This is a genomic window from Achromobacter agilis (assembly GCF_900496965.1).
Lineage (GTDB): Bacteria > Pseudomonadota > Gammaproteobacteria > Burkholderiales > Burkholderiaceae_B > Achromobacter > Achromobacter agilis.
In genome coordinates this window covers 78,154-92,792 of the sequence record NZ_UFQB01000017.1, presented here as the reverse complement: position 1 = coordinate 92,792, position 14,639 = coordinate 78,154, and the positions used below count along the sequence as shown (strand labels likewise).

The window sequence follows — 14,639 nt, the reverse complement described above, 5'->3', positions numbered from 1 at the left end:
GCTTACTCGGGGACGTAGAAGCTGGCGGCTTCGTCGGTTTCGATCTGGCGTTCCTCGCCGTCCTGGCCGCGCGCGCGCAGCGTGATGGCGTGGGCGCCGGGTTGCGCGCCGGCCGGCGCGCGGATGACCATCGGCACCAGTTTGTTGGCCGCGGCCTCCACGTCGACGGTGTTGGCGCCCTGCTGGCCGGCCATCACGATCAGGCCCGGCATGCCCTCGGCAGACAGCTGCAAGTGCATCGGTTGGTCGGACGTGTTGATGATCTGGAGGCGGTAGACGTTTTCGATGAGGCCGCCGGCCACTTCGCGGCCCAGCGCGCCGCGGTCGCGGATGATGTCGACCCGCAAGGGGTTGCGCATGGCCAGCGACACCACGAACGCGACGGCCAGCCCCAAGATCAGCGTGCCATAGACCAGCACGCGCGGACGCAGCAGGTAGGACCGCGCGCGCTTGGCCGACAGGCCGTCCAGCATCGCGCGCTCCGAGGTATAGCGGATCAGCCCCGGCTCGTACTGCATCTTGTCCATGACCTGTTCGCAGGCGTCGATACAGGCGCCGCAGCCGATGCACATGTACTGCAGGCCGTCGCGGATGTCGATGCCCGTCGGGCAGACCTGCACGCACAGGCTGCAATCGACGCAGTCGCCCATCCCGGCCGCTTTGTGGTCGATCTTGCGCGAACGCCCGCCGCGCGGATCGCCGCGGCGCTTGTCGTAGGTGACCACGAAAGTGTCCGGGTCCACCATCACGCTCTGGAAGCGGGCGTAGGGGCACATGTATTTGCAGACCGATTCGCGCATGAAGCCGGCGTTGCCCCACGTAGCGAAGCCGTAGAACAGCATCCAGAACCACTGCCACGGGCCCAGCTGCAAGGCGAAGAGTTCGTGGCCCAGTTCGCGGATGGGCGCGAAATAGCCGATGAAGGTGGATCCGGTCCACCATGCCAGCGCGATCCACAGGAAATGCTTGGTCAGCTTCAGGCGGGCCTTGCGCCAGGTCCAGGGCGATTCGTCCAGGCGGATGCGCGCGACGCGGTCGCCTTCGACCTTGCGCTCGATCCACATGAAGATTTCCGTGTAGACGGTCTGCGGACAGGCATAACCGCAGAACAGGCGCCCCGCCACCGCGGTGAACAGGAACAGCGCCAGGGCCGAAATGACCAGCAGCACGGCCAAGTAGACCACGTCCTGCGGCCACAGCACCAGGCCGAAGAGATAGAACTTGCGCGCGCCCAGGTCGAACAGCACCGCCTGGCGCCCGTTCCACTCGATCCACGGCAGGCCGTAGAAAATCAGCTGCGTAATGAAGACAAACGCGATGCGCCAGCGGGCGAAGATGCCGCTGACGGATCGCGGATAGATCTTGCTGCGCACGCCCGCCAGCGTCTGTTCCAGGGTCTCTTGCCCGGGGCGCGGCGGCCGCGTATGCGGCCGCCAGGGCGGCGGGTCACCGCCAGGCGAATTGCCGACGCTTGCGGTTGACCCATCTTCCATTTGCTGCTCCCTGCTTTAAGTCCAATTGATATGGGAGCGTCGTTGCGCCCCCATCTACGCGCCGCGGCGTCCTTTACGGCTTCGCGGCCTCGGCCGTTGCCGCAGGCGCGGCGCCGGGCTTGTTCGACAGGCCCCAGACCCACGCCGTCAGGATCTTGATCTGCTCGGGCGACAGGATGTCCTGGTGCGCCGGCATGCGGTTATCGCGGCCGTCCAGGATCGTTTTCACGATGGTCGCTTCCGAACTGCCGTAAAGCCAGACGTCGTCCGTGAGGTTCGGCGCGCCCAGCGCCTGGTTGCCTTTGCCGTCGACGCCGTGACAGGCGACGCAGAAATTGGCGAACTCGCGCTGGCCGCGGAACACGCGGACCGGATCGGCCGTCAGACCCGACAGCGAACGCACGTATTGCGCGATGTCGCCGGCCGTCTTGGCATCGACCGCCGACTTCCAGGGCGGCATCACACCGACACGGCCGTTGGTGATCGTCTGCGTGATGGCTTCCGGAGAACCGCCATGCAGCCAGTCGCCGTCCGCCAGATTGGGGAAGCTGGGGCCGCCCTTGGCATCGGAACCGTGGCATTGCGCGCAGGTGTTCAGGAACAGGCGCTGGCCGATTTCGCGGGCGCCCGGATCCTGGGAGATCTGCGCAATGTCCATGGTCTCGAAACGCGCATAGATCGGGCGCACGGCCTCGGCCATCTTGGCCTGCTGCTGCGCCACTTCCTGCGTGCTGCTGTAGCCGAGCTGGCCCTTGTACTCGCCCAGCCCCGGCATGAAGAACAGGTAGCCCAGCGCGAAGGCGCAAGCCAGCAGGTACATCCAGGTCCACCAGCCGGGAACCGGGTTGTTCAGCTCGGTCAGGTCGCCGTCCCAGACATGGCCCGTGTCCTCGACCTGGCCGTTGGCGGGCTTGGCGCTGAGCCAGCGGCGCTGCGTGTACAGCAGCCAGACGCACCAGAGCACGCCGCCCACGGCGATGATCGAGATGAAATACCCCCAAAAGCCACTAACGAAATCGCTCATGACCGATTCGCTCCATCTTGTTGTGCCGGCCCGAATTCATCGGGCAGTGCGAACGGCAGCAGGGCCGATTCGCGATTGGCGCTCTGGCGGCCGCGCGAGCAGGCCCACCAGACAATGCCGAAAAAGGTTGCCATCGAGATGGCGGTGACGACTGCGCTCAGGTAGCCCAGCATGCTCAGCCTCCCGTGGCGGCCGGCTGCGCGGCGGATTGCGCCGCCTTTTTGGCCGCTTCAGCCTGCTCGGCCTGCTTCGCCTTGCGCACGCCGACGCCCAGGCCCTGCAGGTAGGCGACCAGCGCGTCTTCTTCGGTCTTGCCTTCGATGGCCTTGGGCGCCGCGGCGATGTCGTCGTCCGTGTAGGGCACGCCCAGCTTGCGCAGGGCGCGCATGCGCTCGTCCACGTTCTGGCCGGTGATGACCGTCTTTTCCAGCCAGGGATAGGCGGGCATGTTGGATTCCGGCACCACCTTGCGCGGATCGCGCAGGTGGATGCGGTGCCAGTCGTCGGAGTAGCGTTCGCCCACGCGCGCCAGGTCGGGCCCAGTACGCTTGGAGCCCCACAGGAACGGATGGTCGAAGACCGATTCCGACGCGACCGAGTACGGGCCGTAGCGCTGCACCTCGGCGGCCAGCACGCGCACCTGCTGCGAGTGGCAGCCGACGCAGCCTTCGCGGATGTAGACGTCGCGGCCCATCAGCCGCAGGGGGCTGTAGGGTTCGACGCCGGCGACGGCCTGGGTCGTGCTGTGCTGGAAGAACAGCGGAACGATCTGGACCAGGCCCGCGAAGGACACCACCAGGATGCTGGCGATGATCATCCAGCCGATGTTCTTCTCGAGCGTCTGGTGAGAAAAGAAGCCATGTTGCTTTTTGGCCATGATGTCCTCGTCAAACAGTGGCCGGCACGGCGGTCGCGGGGACCGACGGACGCGCGGCATGGGGATCGTCTTGGGGAATGGCGGGGTTGACCGGGCGCGCGCCGCGCACCGTCATCCACACGTTCCAGGCCATGACGAACACACCCGACAGGAACAGCGTGCCACCCAGCAGGCGGATCAGGTAATACGGAACCCGCGTCTTCAGTTCTTCGACGAAGCTGTACACCAGGGTGCCGTCGGCCGCGGTGTCGCGCCACATCAGGCCCTGCTGCACGCCGGCGATCCACATGGCGGCGATGTAGAGCACCACGCCGATGGTCGCGATCCAGAAATGCAGTTCGATGGCCTTCACGCTGTACATCTTTTCACGGCCGTAGAGGCGCGGGATCAGGTAGTAGAGCGAGCCGAAGGAGATCATGGCGACCCAGCCCAGCGCGCCCGAGTGCACGTGGCCGATGGTCCAGTCCGTGTAGTGCGACAGCGCGTTGACCGTGCGGATCGACATCATCGAGCCTTCGAAGGTCGACATGCCGTAGAACGACAGCGCCGTCACCATGAACTTCAGGATCGGATCGGTGCGCAGCTTGTACCAGGCGCCCTGCAGCGTCATGATGCCGTTGATCATGCCGCCCCACGACGGCGCCAGCAGGATCAGCGAGAAGGTCATGCCCAGCGACTGGGTCCAGTCGGGCAGCGAGGTGTACAGCAGGTGGTGCGGACCCGCCCACATGTACGTGAAGGCCAGCGCCCAGAAGTGGACGATGGACAGGCGGTAGGAATAGATGGGGCGGCCCGCCTGCTTCGGCACGAAGTAGTACATCATGCCCAGGAAGCTGGTGGTCAGGAAGAAGCCGACGGCGTTATGGCCGTACCACCATTGCACCATGGCGTCCTGCACGCCCGAGTAGGCGGAGTAGGACTTCCACAGCGAGACCGGCATCTCGATGTTATTGAAGATGTGCAGGATGGCGATGGTCAGGATGTACGAGCCGAAGAACCAGTTGGCCACGTAGATGTGCTTGGAACGGCGCTTGACGATCGTGCCGAAGAACACGATGGCGTAGGCCACCCAGACCAGGGTGATCAGGATGTCGATGGGCCATTCCAGTTCGGCGTATTCCTTGCTGCTGGTGAAGCCCATGGGCAAGGTGATGGCGGCGGCAATGATGACGACCTGCCAGCCCCAGAACGTGAACGCGGCCAGCGGGCCGCAGAACAGGCGCGCCTGACAGGTGCGCTGGACCACGTAGTACGAGGTCGTGAACAGCGCGCTGCCGCCGAACGCGAAAATGACCGCGTTGGTATGCAGCGGACGCAGGCGGCCGTACGAGAGCCATGCAGTGTCAAAGTTCAGCTGCGGCCAGATCAGCTGCGCGGCGAGAAAAACGCCGACAGCCATGCCGACGATGCCCCAAACTACCGTCATGAGGGCGAATTGCCTCACGACCTTGTAGTTGAAGGTATCGGCCTTGCTTGCGATTGCTGCGCAATCGTTCATCACCTTCCCCTAGAGAAACAAATAGATCCAGGTTGCAATGATGGGGGCTGGCGGATAAACGGATGTTGATATGGATCAAACCCTACAGGCCGTGCAGGGGAACGCGCGGTTGGCGCAACAGATCAATGGCTCCGGCGCGAACGCGGAAACGTCAGCCGCGGGCGGCGGGCCCGCTGTCGTCGTCGCGCAGGATGGCCGTGCCGGCATCGTCCGTATCGTCGTACTGGCCGTTGAAAACGGCCCACCAGAGCGACACGCCGATGGCCAGCACGAAGAGCAGGGACAGGGGCAGCAGCAGATAGAGGATGGTCATGGCGCCGCTTCCAGCGCGGCGCGGGGAGGCAGGCCGCCGGACCAGTCGCGGCGGCACAGGCGCCAGGAGTTGTAGGCGACCGCCAGCGACGACAGCAGCATGGTGATCGCGGCCAGCCAGGGCGTGACCCAGCCGACCAGCGCCAGGGGCGTCATGAGCAAGTGCCACACCACCGAGCCGTTGAGATTCTGGCGGGCCTTGCGCCGCGCCTCGGCGAGCAGCGCGTCCAGCGCGGCGTCGGGCATATTGGGGTGGGCGGCCAGCGCCGAATGCGCGGAGGCCATGGCCGTGGGCACCGCCATCGACATCGCGCAAGGGCAGCTCATCACCAGCAGCGCCACCATCACGGGGATGCTGTGCGCCGGATCGATGTAGGCCCACGCGGCCGCGGCCGCGAGCGCCAGCGCGACCTGGACCATCACGAAACGCGAGGCCAGGCGGTCGGCCCGGGCGCCGAGTTCGAGGCGCTGCGCCTCGACGCGCTCGTGGCGCGCGCCGCCGGCCGCGCCGCCGAAAGACTGGCGGGCGCACAGTTCCAGGTAGCGCGCGGTCAACAGGAACGCCACGAACATCGTGACCGAATCGAAATAGACCTCGCCCCGGCCGGTATAAGTGGCGTGGACGCTGGGAATGAAAGCGGCGACAATGCCCAGCGCCACGGGCACGTCCATGCCGGCGCGGCCGTGCCGCAGGTTGCCGCCGGCGTGCCGCCAGATGGGCCAGGCCGAATACAGCACCACGGGGACGGTCAGCGCAAGACTGGCCCAGTTCATCAGCACGATGGCCCAGTCCAGCGTTTCCAGCGCGTCCGTCGGTATGCCGTCGTGCCGCAAGTAGCCGGGCCAGGCGAACATCATGACCTGCATCATTGCCAGCCACGCCAGCGACAGGCGCACGAGCGCATGGCGGCGCTGCTGGCGTTCGGCATGGGACAGGCCCGCCGGGACGGCGAAGATCGATTTTGCTCGCATGCGCCGATGGTAACCAGCGCGCCGTGCCCGCGCGTTGATCTGGATCAAGGCGCCCTGCCCGGCTTGCCCCGCCACCGTCCCGCGCGGCAGGCCGGCGTCAGGGACGCTGCCGCCCCAGGACGTCGGCCACCGCCCGCGTCAGGCTCGCCAGATCGTCCTCGCCGATGGTCAGCGCCGGCGTCATGTAGACCACATTGCCGAACGGCCGCACCCAGACGCCCGCCTCGATCAGCCGCCGTTTCAGGGCTTCGCGGTCGGCGATGCCGTCCAGTTCCACGATCCCGATGGCGCCGAGCACCCGCACGTCGCGCACCCAGTCCAGGCCGCGGCATGGCGCCAGCCCCGCTTCCAGGGCTGCGGAGACGGCCCGGGCCTGCGCCAGGCGGGGCTCGGTTTCGAACAAGTCCAGCGAGGCGTTGGCCGCCGCGCAGGCCAGCGCGTTGCCCATGAAGGTGGGGCCGTGCATCAGCGCGTGGGACGGGTCGTCGGACCAGAAGGCGTCGAACACCCGGTTGCTGGCCACCGTGGCGGCCAGCGGCAGGGTGCCGCCCGTCAAGGCCTTGGACAGGGTCAGGATGTCCGGCCGGATGCCGGCCTGCTCGAACGCGAACATCGTGCCCGTGCGCCCGAAACCGGTGAAGATCTCGTCGAAGATCAGCAACAGGCCATGCCGGTCGGCCAGACGGCGCAGCCGCCGCAATACCTCCGGATCGTGCAGCAGCATGCCGCCCGCCCCCTGCACCAGCGGCTCGACCAGGATGCCGGCCAGCCGCTGGCCGTGGATCTCCAGGTGGGCCTCGAGCGCGGCCAGCTCCGCCTCGCTGCGGGGCAGGCTGGCGATGTCATGTTCGATCAGCATGCCCCGGAACAGGCTGTGCATGCCCTCTTCCGGGTCGCACACGGCCATGGTGCCGAAGGTATCGCCGTGGTAGCCGCCCCGGAACGACAGGAAGCGGTCGCGGCCGCGTTCGCCCTGGTTCAGCCAGAACTGCAAGGCCATCTTCATGGCGACCTCCACCGCCACCGAGCCCGAGTCCGTATAGAAGACGCGATCCAGGCCCGGCCCGAGCAGGGCGGCCAGCCGGCGCGCCAGGGTCAGCGCCGGTTCGTGGGTCAGCCCGCCGAACATCACGTGCGGCATGGCGTCCAGCTGCGCGCGCACGGCCTGCGCGATATGCGGATGGTTGTAGCCGTGGCATGCGGTCCACCAGGAGGCCACCCCGTCGATCAGGCTGCGGCCGTCGGCCAGTTCGAGCCGGCTGCCGTGGCTTCGCACCACGGGCAGCGGCGGCGTCGCCGTCTTCATCTGGGCGTAGGGAAGCCAGATATGGGGCTGGCCCTGGGCCATCCAGTCGGGCATGTGCATGGATCCTCTCCTGAAAACCGGCGGCCCGCCGCGCCCGCCCGGCGCGCGTCCGGGAAGGGCGGCGCCCGCCTCCACTACAATGGCCCGCATTCTACGGCCTGGCGCGGATATGCCGCCCCGCCCGGCCGCTGCTGGATAAGTCGATGTCAAAGCTGGATTCACTGTTTTCCTCCGAGCTGGCGCAGGCGCAAGCGCGCCGCGTGCGCCGCCGCCTGCGCACGGCCACCGCCGCCGCGCCCGGCCGCATCGTGCTGGGCGGCGCGCCAATCCTGAACTTCTCCAGCAACGACTATCTCGGCCTGGCCCGGCATCCCCTGCTGGTCGAACGCGCCCGCGAATGGACGGCCCGCCACGGGGCCGGCGCCCAGGCCTCGCGCCTGGTCTGCGGCAACCTGGACCTGCACGAGCAGGTGGAAGCCAAGCTCGCCCGTCTCAAAGGGACCGAAGCCGCGCTGCTGCTGGCCTCCGGCTGGCAGGCCAACGCCGCCGTGCTGCCCGCCCTGCTGCGCGCGGCGGCCAGCCAGGGCGAGGTCGAGCTCTATGCCGACAAGCTCAACCACGCCAGCCTGCACCACGGCTGCCAGGCCGCCGGCGTCCGGCAGATCCGGTTCCGCCACAACGACCTGGACCACCTGGAAGCCCTGCTGGCGGCGCGGGCGGAAGCGGCGGCGGGCAAGCCCGTCTCCCGCTTCATCGTCACGGAAAGCGTGTTCAGCATGGACGGGGACCGGACCGACGTGGCACGCCTGGCCGGCCTGGCCGACCGCCACCAGGCGTTCGTCTACCTGGACGAGGCGCATGCCACCGGCGTGCTGGGCCCCGGCGGGATGGGCCTGGCCGGCCTGGCGCCGGGGCGGATCGACCTGGCCATGGGCACCTTCAGCAAGGCGCTGGGCGGCTTCGGCGCCTACGTTGCCGGCTCGCGCGCCTTGTGCGACTACCTGATCAATGCATGCTCCGGCTTCATCTACACGACCGCGCTGCCGCCCGCCGTGCTGGGCGCCATGGACGCGGCGCTGGACCTGGTGCCCGCGATGGACGCCGAGCGCGCCCGGCTGGCGGCCGCCGGCGACCGCCTGCGCGCAGCCCTGCGGACGATGGGGCTCGACACCGGCGCCTCGTCCACCCAGATCGTGCCGGCCCTCGTCGGCGATGCGGCCCGCGCGCTGGAAATGGCGTCCGCGCTGGAGCAACGCGGCCTGCTGGCCGTGGCGATCCGCCCGCCGACCGTCCCCGCCGGCACCAGCCGCCTGCGCGTCACGCTGAGCGCCGCGCACCGGGACGCCGACGTCTCGCGGTTGATCGACGGCTTCGCCGCCGTGCTCGCCTGATGCCCGGTTCCCTAATGCCTGCGGCAGCGCCACGCCCCACCCTGCTGTTCGTCCACGGCTGGGCCTTCGACGCCTCGGTGTGGGCGCCGCTGCGCGCCGAGCTGGACGGCTGGCCGCAAGCCGTCTTCGACGCCGGCTACTTCGGCCCGGCCCGGGAACCGGACATCGCCGGCCCGGCAGTCGCCATCGGCCACTCGCTGGGCATGCTGCGCCTGTTGCGCGGCCTGCCGCAAGACTGCCTGGGGCTGGTATCGCTCAACGGCTTCCCGCGCTTTGCCGCCGGCCCCGGTTTCGATGCCGGCGTGCCGGCCCGCATGCTGGACCGCATGGCCCGGCGCCTGGCCTCAGACCCCGCGGCCGTGCTGCAGGACTTCCGCCAACGCTGCGGCACCACGGCGCCCTTCGGCGCCCCCCGGACCGAGATGCTCGGCCGCGACCTGTTGGCCCTGCGCGACGAGGACCAGCGCGCCGCCCTGGCCGCGCTGCGCGTACCGTTGCTGGTCCTGGCCGGCGGGGAGGATCCCATCGTGCCCGCCCCGATGACACGGGCGGCCTTCGCCGCCTGCCCGCCCGGCGACCTGCACTGGCGCGAGTGCGGCGGGCACCTGCTGCCCGTCGCCGACGCGCCGTGGTGCGCCGCGCACATTCGCGCCTTCCTCGCGCGCGTGGCGCCCGAGGCATGACGCAAGCGCCGCGCAACGCCCAGGTCGGCGCGCGCTTCGGCGCGGCCGCCCGCCGCTACGACGAGCATGCCCCCGTCCAGCGCATCACGGCCGAACGCCTGGCCAGCGATATCGCCCTGCTGCCGCTGCCCCGGTTTCCCCGCATCCTGGAAATCGGCTGCGGCACCGGCCTGCTGACCCGGGCGCTGGCGCGCCGCCTCGGCCCCGCCGACTGGACGGTGACGGACATTTCTCCCGGCATGCTGGCCGCCGCACAGCGCCATCCGCCCTTGCCCGGAACCGTCCGCTACCAGCTGCTGGACGGCGAACATCCGGAGGGGCTGCCGGGCGGCTACGATCTGATCTGCTCCAGCCTCGCCGTGCAATGGTTTTCCGACCTGAATGCGGGCCTGGGCCGGCTGGCCGCGATGCTGGCCCCCGGCGGCCGCCTGGCGGTAGCGACCCTGGCCGCGGGCACGTTCCACGAATGGCGGGCGGCCCATCTCGCGGCCGGCCTCGGCGCGGCCACCCCGCCCTACCCCCGCGCCGCCGCCATCCAGCCGGCCATGAGCAATCTGACGGGTGGCGTCCGCGCTGAACGGCTGATACATAATCATCCTGACGGCCTGCATTTCCTGAAGGGCCTGAAAGGCATCGGCGCCACCACCCCGGCGCCCGGAAGCAAACCCTTGAGCGCCGCCGGATTGCGCCGTGTGCTGGCGGCGTTTGGCGAACAAGGAGCCACGGTGACGTATCACCTGGCCTATGGCATGTGGAAAAAATCTGACCTGAGCCCCTCGGGGGTGTTCGTGACCGGCACCGATACCGGCATCGGCAAGACGCTCGTCTCCGCCATCCTGGCGCGCGCCTGGAACGCCGACTACTGGAAGCCGGTGCAGACCGGCATGTCGGAAGAGCCGGGCGACACGGAAACCGTCGCGCAATTGGCCGGGCTCCCGCCCGAGCGCCTGCACCTGCCGGCTTACGTGCTGCAGGCGCCGCTGTCGCCCTGGGCCGCGGCCACGCTGGAAGACGCCATCGTCGACGCCACCAGCATCGTCCCGCCCGCCACGCAGGCGCCGCTGGTCGTGGAAGGGGCCGGCGGGCTTTACGTGCCCATCGACGACACGCACATGATGATCGACCTGATCGCGCGGCTGGACATGCCCGTGGTGCTGGCGGCGCGCAGCGGGCTGGGCACCATCAACCACACCCTGCTCAGCCTGGAGGCCCTCAAGCGCCGCGGCATTCCCGTGTTGGGCGTCATCATGAGCGGGCCGCTCTCGGCGGGCAACAAGGAAGCCATCGAACGCTTCGGCGGCGTGCGCGTACTGGCCGAGATTCCCCCTCTGGCCAAGGTCGACGCCGCAACGGTCGAGGCGCTGGCGCAAGGCATCCCTCCGTTGGACGACTGCCTGGCCGCGCTGGGCGGAGCTCCCGCGGTCGCGGAGTAGTTTCCCGGCCGGCGGGCGACGGCGCCCCGTGGGAGGAACGCCTGGTGTACACGGCGTTTTTCGGGCTTTGAGCAAATCCAGGCAAAAAAAAGGGTGCCCGGAGGCACCCAAATCCACCCTACAACAGCAACTACAACTGCATCACTCTCCTGCGAGCATCAATTACGCGGCCTTCTGGGCCTTGCCGTGCTCGAACTGGGCTTCCTCGGTGGAGCCCGTCAGCGCGGTGGTCGAAGACTGGCCGCCTTCGATCGTCTGCGTGACGGCATCGAAGTAGCCCGTGCCGACTTCGCGCTGGTGCTTCACCGCGGTGAAGCCCAGTTCGGCGGCGGCGAATTCCTTTTGCTGCAGTTCGACGAAGGCGCTCATCTGGCGGCGGGCATAGCCGTGGGCCAGTTCGAACATGCCGTAGTTCAGCGCGTGGAAGCCGGCCAGCGTGATGAACTGGAACTTGTAGCCCATGGCGCCCAGCTCGCGCTGGAACTTGGCGATCGTGCCGTCATCCAGGTTCTTCTTCCAGTTGAACGACGGCGAGCAGTTATACGCAAGCAGCTTGCCCGGGAACTGGCGATGGACGGCCTCGGCGAACTTGCGGGCGTATTCCAGGTTGGGCGTGGAGGTTTCGCACCAGATCAGGTCGGCATAGGGCGCGTAGGCCAGGCCGCGCGAGATCGCCTGGTCGATACCGGCGCGGGTGCGGAAGAAGCCTTCCACGGTGCGCTCGCCCGTGATGAAGGGGCGGTCGTTCTCGTCCACGTCGCTGGTCACCAGATCCGCCGCGTCGGCGTCGGTGCGCGCCAGCAGCACGGTAGGCGTGCCCATCGTATCGGCTGCGAGGCGGGCGGACACCAGCTTGGACACGGCTTCGCGGGTAGGCACCAGCACCTTGCCGCCCATGTGGCCGCACTTCTTCACGGAAGCCAGCTGATCTTCGAAGTGCACGCCAGCGGCGCCCGCCTCGATCATCGCCTTCATCAGTTCGAACGCGTTCAGCACGCCGCCGAAACCGGCTTCGGCGTCGGCGACGATGGGCGCGAAGAAATCGATGTAGCCGTCGTCGCCGGGGTTCTTGCCCTCCATCCACTGGATCTGGTCGCAGCGGGACAGCGAATTATTGATGCGGCGGACCACCTGCGGCACCGAATTGGCGGGGTACAGCGACTGGTCGGGATACATCTCACCGGCCAGGTTGGCGTCGCCGGCGACCTGCCAGCCGGACAGGTAGATAGCCTTCAGGCCGGCCTTGACCTGCTGCATGGCCTGGTTGCCGGTCAGGGCGCCCAGCGAATTCACGAACGGCTCGCTATGCAGAAGCTCCCACAGGCGGGTGGCGCCGCGGCGGGCCAGCGTGTGTTCCACGCCGATGGAGCCGCGCAGGCGGATGACGTCCTCGGCGCTGTAGTCGCGCTTGATGCCTTGCCAGCGGGCGTTCTCGGCCCAGTCCTTCTGCAGATTGCGGATTTCGGTTTCGCGGTTGCTCATGGTGATGCTCCTGGTCAGTGATGGGAAGACTTCAAAAGATTCGCGTCTTGCATTGCGTGAATCGTTGGAGAAAGTCTATGCCTCTGCTGCAGGGCAAGGTGAGCTTATGTCTTATAGAAGACGAAAAATATTATTCATTAAAATCAATAGCTTATAAAATTCATTTCGTATCACGAAACGCAATTGTCATCTGTGAAATGGCCTGACGTTGCTACGCAGCAGGCGCTTTCATATGGCGAAGGTTACATTTCACGATGCGGAAAACAACGCATCATCGACCGCCTACAATGCGTCCATTCCCCCTGTTCCTGTGATTCCGCCATGACCTTGTCCCACGGTCCGCTCGGCCAGAGCGTGTCCTACGTCTCGCAATACGACCCGACGCTGCTCTTCCCCATCGCGCGCTCGCACAACCGGGCCGCCTTGAATCTCGCCGCCGGCCAGCTGCCGTTCACGGGCGTGGACCTGTGGAATGCCTATGAGCTGTCGTGGCTGGACGCCAAGGGCAAGCCCCGCATCGCCATGGCCACGTTCTCGGTGCCCGCGGACAGCCCCAACATCATCGAATCCAAGTCGTTCAAGCTCTATCTGAATTCGTTCAACCAGACCCGGCTGGTCAATTCGGCCGCGTTGCGCGGCCGGCTGGAGCGCGACCTGAGCGCCGCGGCCGGCGCTCCCGTCGGGCTGGATTTCTTCCTGCCCCAGCGCTTCTCCGAATTGCAGATGGGCGAACTGGACGGCATCTATATCGATAAGCTGGATATCGAGATCGATACCTACGAACCGGCGCCCGATTTACTGCGCACCCGCGCAGGCGGCACCGTCGAGGAAACGCTGGCCTCGCGCCTGCTGAAATCGAACTGCCCCGTGACGGGCCAGCCCGACTGGGCCAGCGTGCAGATCCGCTACCGCGGCGCGCCGATAGACCGCGAATCGCTGCTGCGCTACATCGTGTCGTTCCGCCAGCATGCGGAGTTCCACGAGCATTGCGTCGAACGCATCTTCACCGACATCATGCAGGCCTGCCGGCCCGAGCTGTTGACGGTCTACGCGCGATATACCCGCCGCGGCGGCCTGGATATCAACCCCTGGCGCAGCAACTTCGAGGCGGCGCCCCCGGCGGACGTGCGCACCGTCCGCCAGTAGGCGCGCCCCGCGGCCCCTACTTCACGAAGGGTTCGGGCCGCGGCGTATCGTCCTCCGAGGGAGGCAGCACCGGATACTGGATCGCCGGCTGGTCGCCCGTGAGCGTCTTCAGGAAGGCCACGATCTGCGCATTTTCGTCCGGCGTGAAGGTCCGGCCCAGCTGCAGCCGGCCCATCACATCCACCGCCTGCGTCAGCGTGGCGGCCTCGCCGTCATGGAAGTACGGATAGGTCAGCGCCACGTTACGCAGGGTGGGCACCTTGAAGTTGAAGCGGTCCGCATCCTTGCCCGTCACCGCCGCCCGCCCTTCGGCCTTGTTGTCCGTCTGGTACGGCATGACCAGGCCCATCTTCTGGAACGAGTTGCCGCCCACGGCCACGCCGTTGTGGCACGCGACGCAGCCGCTGTTCTTGAACAGTTCGTAGCCGGCCAGCTCCCGCAGCGTCAACGCCTGCTTGTCGCCGCGCAGCCACTGGTCGAACCGCGCATTGGGCGTCACCAGCGTTTCCTCGAATGCGGCCAGCGCGCCCGTCACCTCCTCGATCGTGATCCGGTCCTGGCCGAAAACCTGCTTGAACTCCGCCCGGTAGCCGGGAATGGAATTCAGGACCTGGATGGCCAGCTCGTGCGAGGACGCCATTTCCATGGGGTTGGCGATCGGGCCGCCGGCCTGCTCGCGCAGATCCTTGGCGCGGCCGTCCCAGAACTGGGCGATGTTCAGGCTGGAATTGAGCACCGTGGGCGAGTTGATCGAGCCCTGCTGCCACTGGTGGCCGATGGACGCCTTGAGGTTGTCCGAGCCGCCCATGCCCAGGTTATGGCAGGAATTGCAGGAAATCGCCCCGGAGCGCGACAGGCGCGGATCGAAGAACAGCTTTTTGCCGAGTTCGACCTTGGCCGGCTCCTTGATGACGGCCGGCTCCACCGGCTGTATCGGTTCCTGCGAGGCGGCCGAGGCCAGATTGCTCCAACAGCCCAAGGCGATTCCCGCCGCCAGCAACGCACTTGCCTTACTCATTTGC

Annotated in this window: 14 protein-coding genes; 4 read left to right on the top strand and 10 right to left on the bottom strand. The window is 67.5% G+C overall.

What is annotated here, in order from left to right; translation table 11 throughout:
- Positions 1–2: 2 nt before the first annotated feature.
- From ccoG to AGI3411_RS19425, 8 genes are all read right to left on the bottom strand, one after another.
- On the bottom strand, positions 3–1,493 hold the full coding sequence (gene ccoG, locus AGI3411_RS19460) for a cytochrome c oxidase accessory protein CcoG (protein WP_129528980.1): 1,491 nt from the start codon (positions 1,491–1,493) through the stop codon (positions 3–5).
- 73 nt (positions 1,494–1,566) lie between these two features.
- Positions 1,567–2,517, bottom strand: coding sequence for a cytochrome-c oxidase, cbb3-type subunit III (gene ccoP / locus AGI3411_RS19455; RefSeq protein WP_129528979.1), 951 nt, complete (start codon positions 2,515–2,517; stop codon positions 1,567–1,569).
- Entirely contained in the window at positions 2,514–2,690 is a 177-nt protein-coding gene (locus AGI3411_RS19450) for a cbb3-type cytochrome oxidase subunit 3 (RefSeq protein ID WP_129528978.1), read from the bottom strand. The genes ccoP and AGI3411_RS19450 overlap by 4 nt, the downstream gene beginning before the upstream one ends.
- A gap of 2 nt (positions 2,691–2,692) precedes the next feature.
- Positions 2,693–3,394: a cytochrome-c oxidase, cbb3-type subunit II gene (ccoO, locus tag AGI3411_RS19445; protein ID WP_129528977.1), complete on the bottom strand. Its 702-nt coding sequence runs from the start codon at positions 3,392–3,394 to the stop codon at positions 2,693–2,695.
- Between the two features lie 10 nt (positions 3,395–3,404).
- On the bottom strand, positions 3,405–4,892 hold the full coding sequence (gene ccoN / locus AGI3411_RS19440) for a cytochrome-c oxidase, cbb3-type subunit I (RefSeq protein ID WP_129528976.1): 1,488 nt from the start codon (positions 4,890–4,892) through the stop codon (positions 3,405–3,407).
- Positions 4,893–5,043: 151 nt separating this feature from the next.
- Positions 5,044–5,205: a cbb3-type cytochrome oxidase assembly protein CcoS gene (gene ccoS / locus AGI3411_RS19435; protein ID WP_129528975.1), complete on the bottom strand. Its 162-nt coding sequence runs from the start codon at positions 5,203–5,205 to the stop codon at positions 5,044–5,046.
- Positions 5,202–6,176: a P-type ATPase actuator domain-containing protein gene (locus AGI3411_RS19430; RefSeq protein ID WP_129528974.1), complete on the bottom strand. Its 975-nt coding sequence runs from the start codon at positions 6,174–6,176 to the stop codon at positions 5,202–5,204. Before AGI3411_RS19430 ends, ccoS begins: the two co-directional genes overlap by 4 nt.
- Positions 6,177–6,273: 97 nt before the next feature.
- Positions 6,274–7,542 carry an adenosylmethionine--8-amino-7-oxononanoate transaminase gene (locus AGI3411_RS19425; RefSeq protein WP_129528973.1) on the bottom strand — a complete coding sequence of 423 codons (1,269 nt, stop codon included), beginning with the start codon at positions 7,540–7,542 and terminating at the stop codon, positions 6,274–6,276.
- 143 nt (positions 7,543–7,685) lie between these two features.
- Here AGI3411_RS19425 and AGI3411_RS19420 point away from each other — a divergent pair, with 143 nt between their 5' ends.
- The 3 genes from AGI3411_RS19420 to bioD are packed head-to-tail and all read left to right on the top strand — an operon-like array spanning position 7,686 to position 10,989.
- A complete protein-coding gene (locus AGI3411_RS19420; protein ID WP_129528972.1) occupies positions 7,686–8,873 on the top strand; it encodes an aminotransferase class I/II-fold pyridoxal phosphate-dependent enzyme in 1,188 nt (395 codons plus the stop codon).
- Positions 8,873–9,556 (top strand): alpha/beta fold hydrolase, encoded by a 684-nt coding sequence (locus tag AGI3411_RS19415; protein ID WP_244240395.1) that lies wholly within the window; start codon positions 8,873–8,875, stop codon positions 9,554–9,556. The genes AGI3411_RS19420 and AGI3411_RS19415 overlap by 1 nt, the downstream gene beginning before the upstream one ends.
- Positions 9,553–10,989 carry a dethiobiotin synthase gene (bioD, locus tag AGI3411_RS19410; protein ID WP_129528971.1) on the top strand — a complete coding sequence of 479 codons (1,437 nt, stop codon included), beginning with the start codon at positions 9,553–9,555 and terminating at the stop codon, positions 10,987–10,989. Before AGI3411_RS19415 ends, bioD begins: the two co-directional genes overlap by 4 nt.
- 162 nt (positions 10,990–11,151) lie before the next feature.
- On the opposite strand, the gene aceA is transcribed toward bioD, so the two are convergent.
- On the bottom strand, positions 11,152–12,471 hold the full coding sequence (gene aceA / locus AGI3411_RS19405) for an isocitrate lyase (protein WP_129528970.1): 1,320 nt from the start codon (positions 12,469–12,471) through the stop codon (positions 11,152–11,154).
- Positions 12,472–12,792: 321 nt separating this feature from the next.
- On the opposite strand from aceA, the gene queF reads away from it, so the two are divergent.
- The gene (gene queF / locus AGI3411_RS19400) at positions 12,793–13,617 is read left to right on the top strand and encodes an NADPH-dependent 7-cyano-7-deazaguanine reductase QueF (protein ID WP_129528969.1); all 825 of its coding nucleotides are present in this window, start codon (positions 12,793–12,795) and stop codon (positions 13,615–13,617) included.
- Between the two features lie 16 nt (positions 13,618–13,633).
- Here queF and AGI3411_RS19395 read toward each other — a convergent pair whose 3' ends face one another.
- A complete protein-coding gene (locus AGI3411_RS19395; RefSeq protein ID WP_129528968.1) occupies positions 13,634–14,635 on the bottom strand; it encodes a cytochrome-c peroxidase in 1,002 nt (333 codons plus the stop codon).
- Positions 14,636–14,639 lie beyond the last annotated feature (4 nt).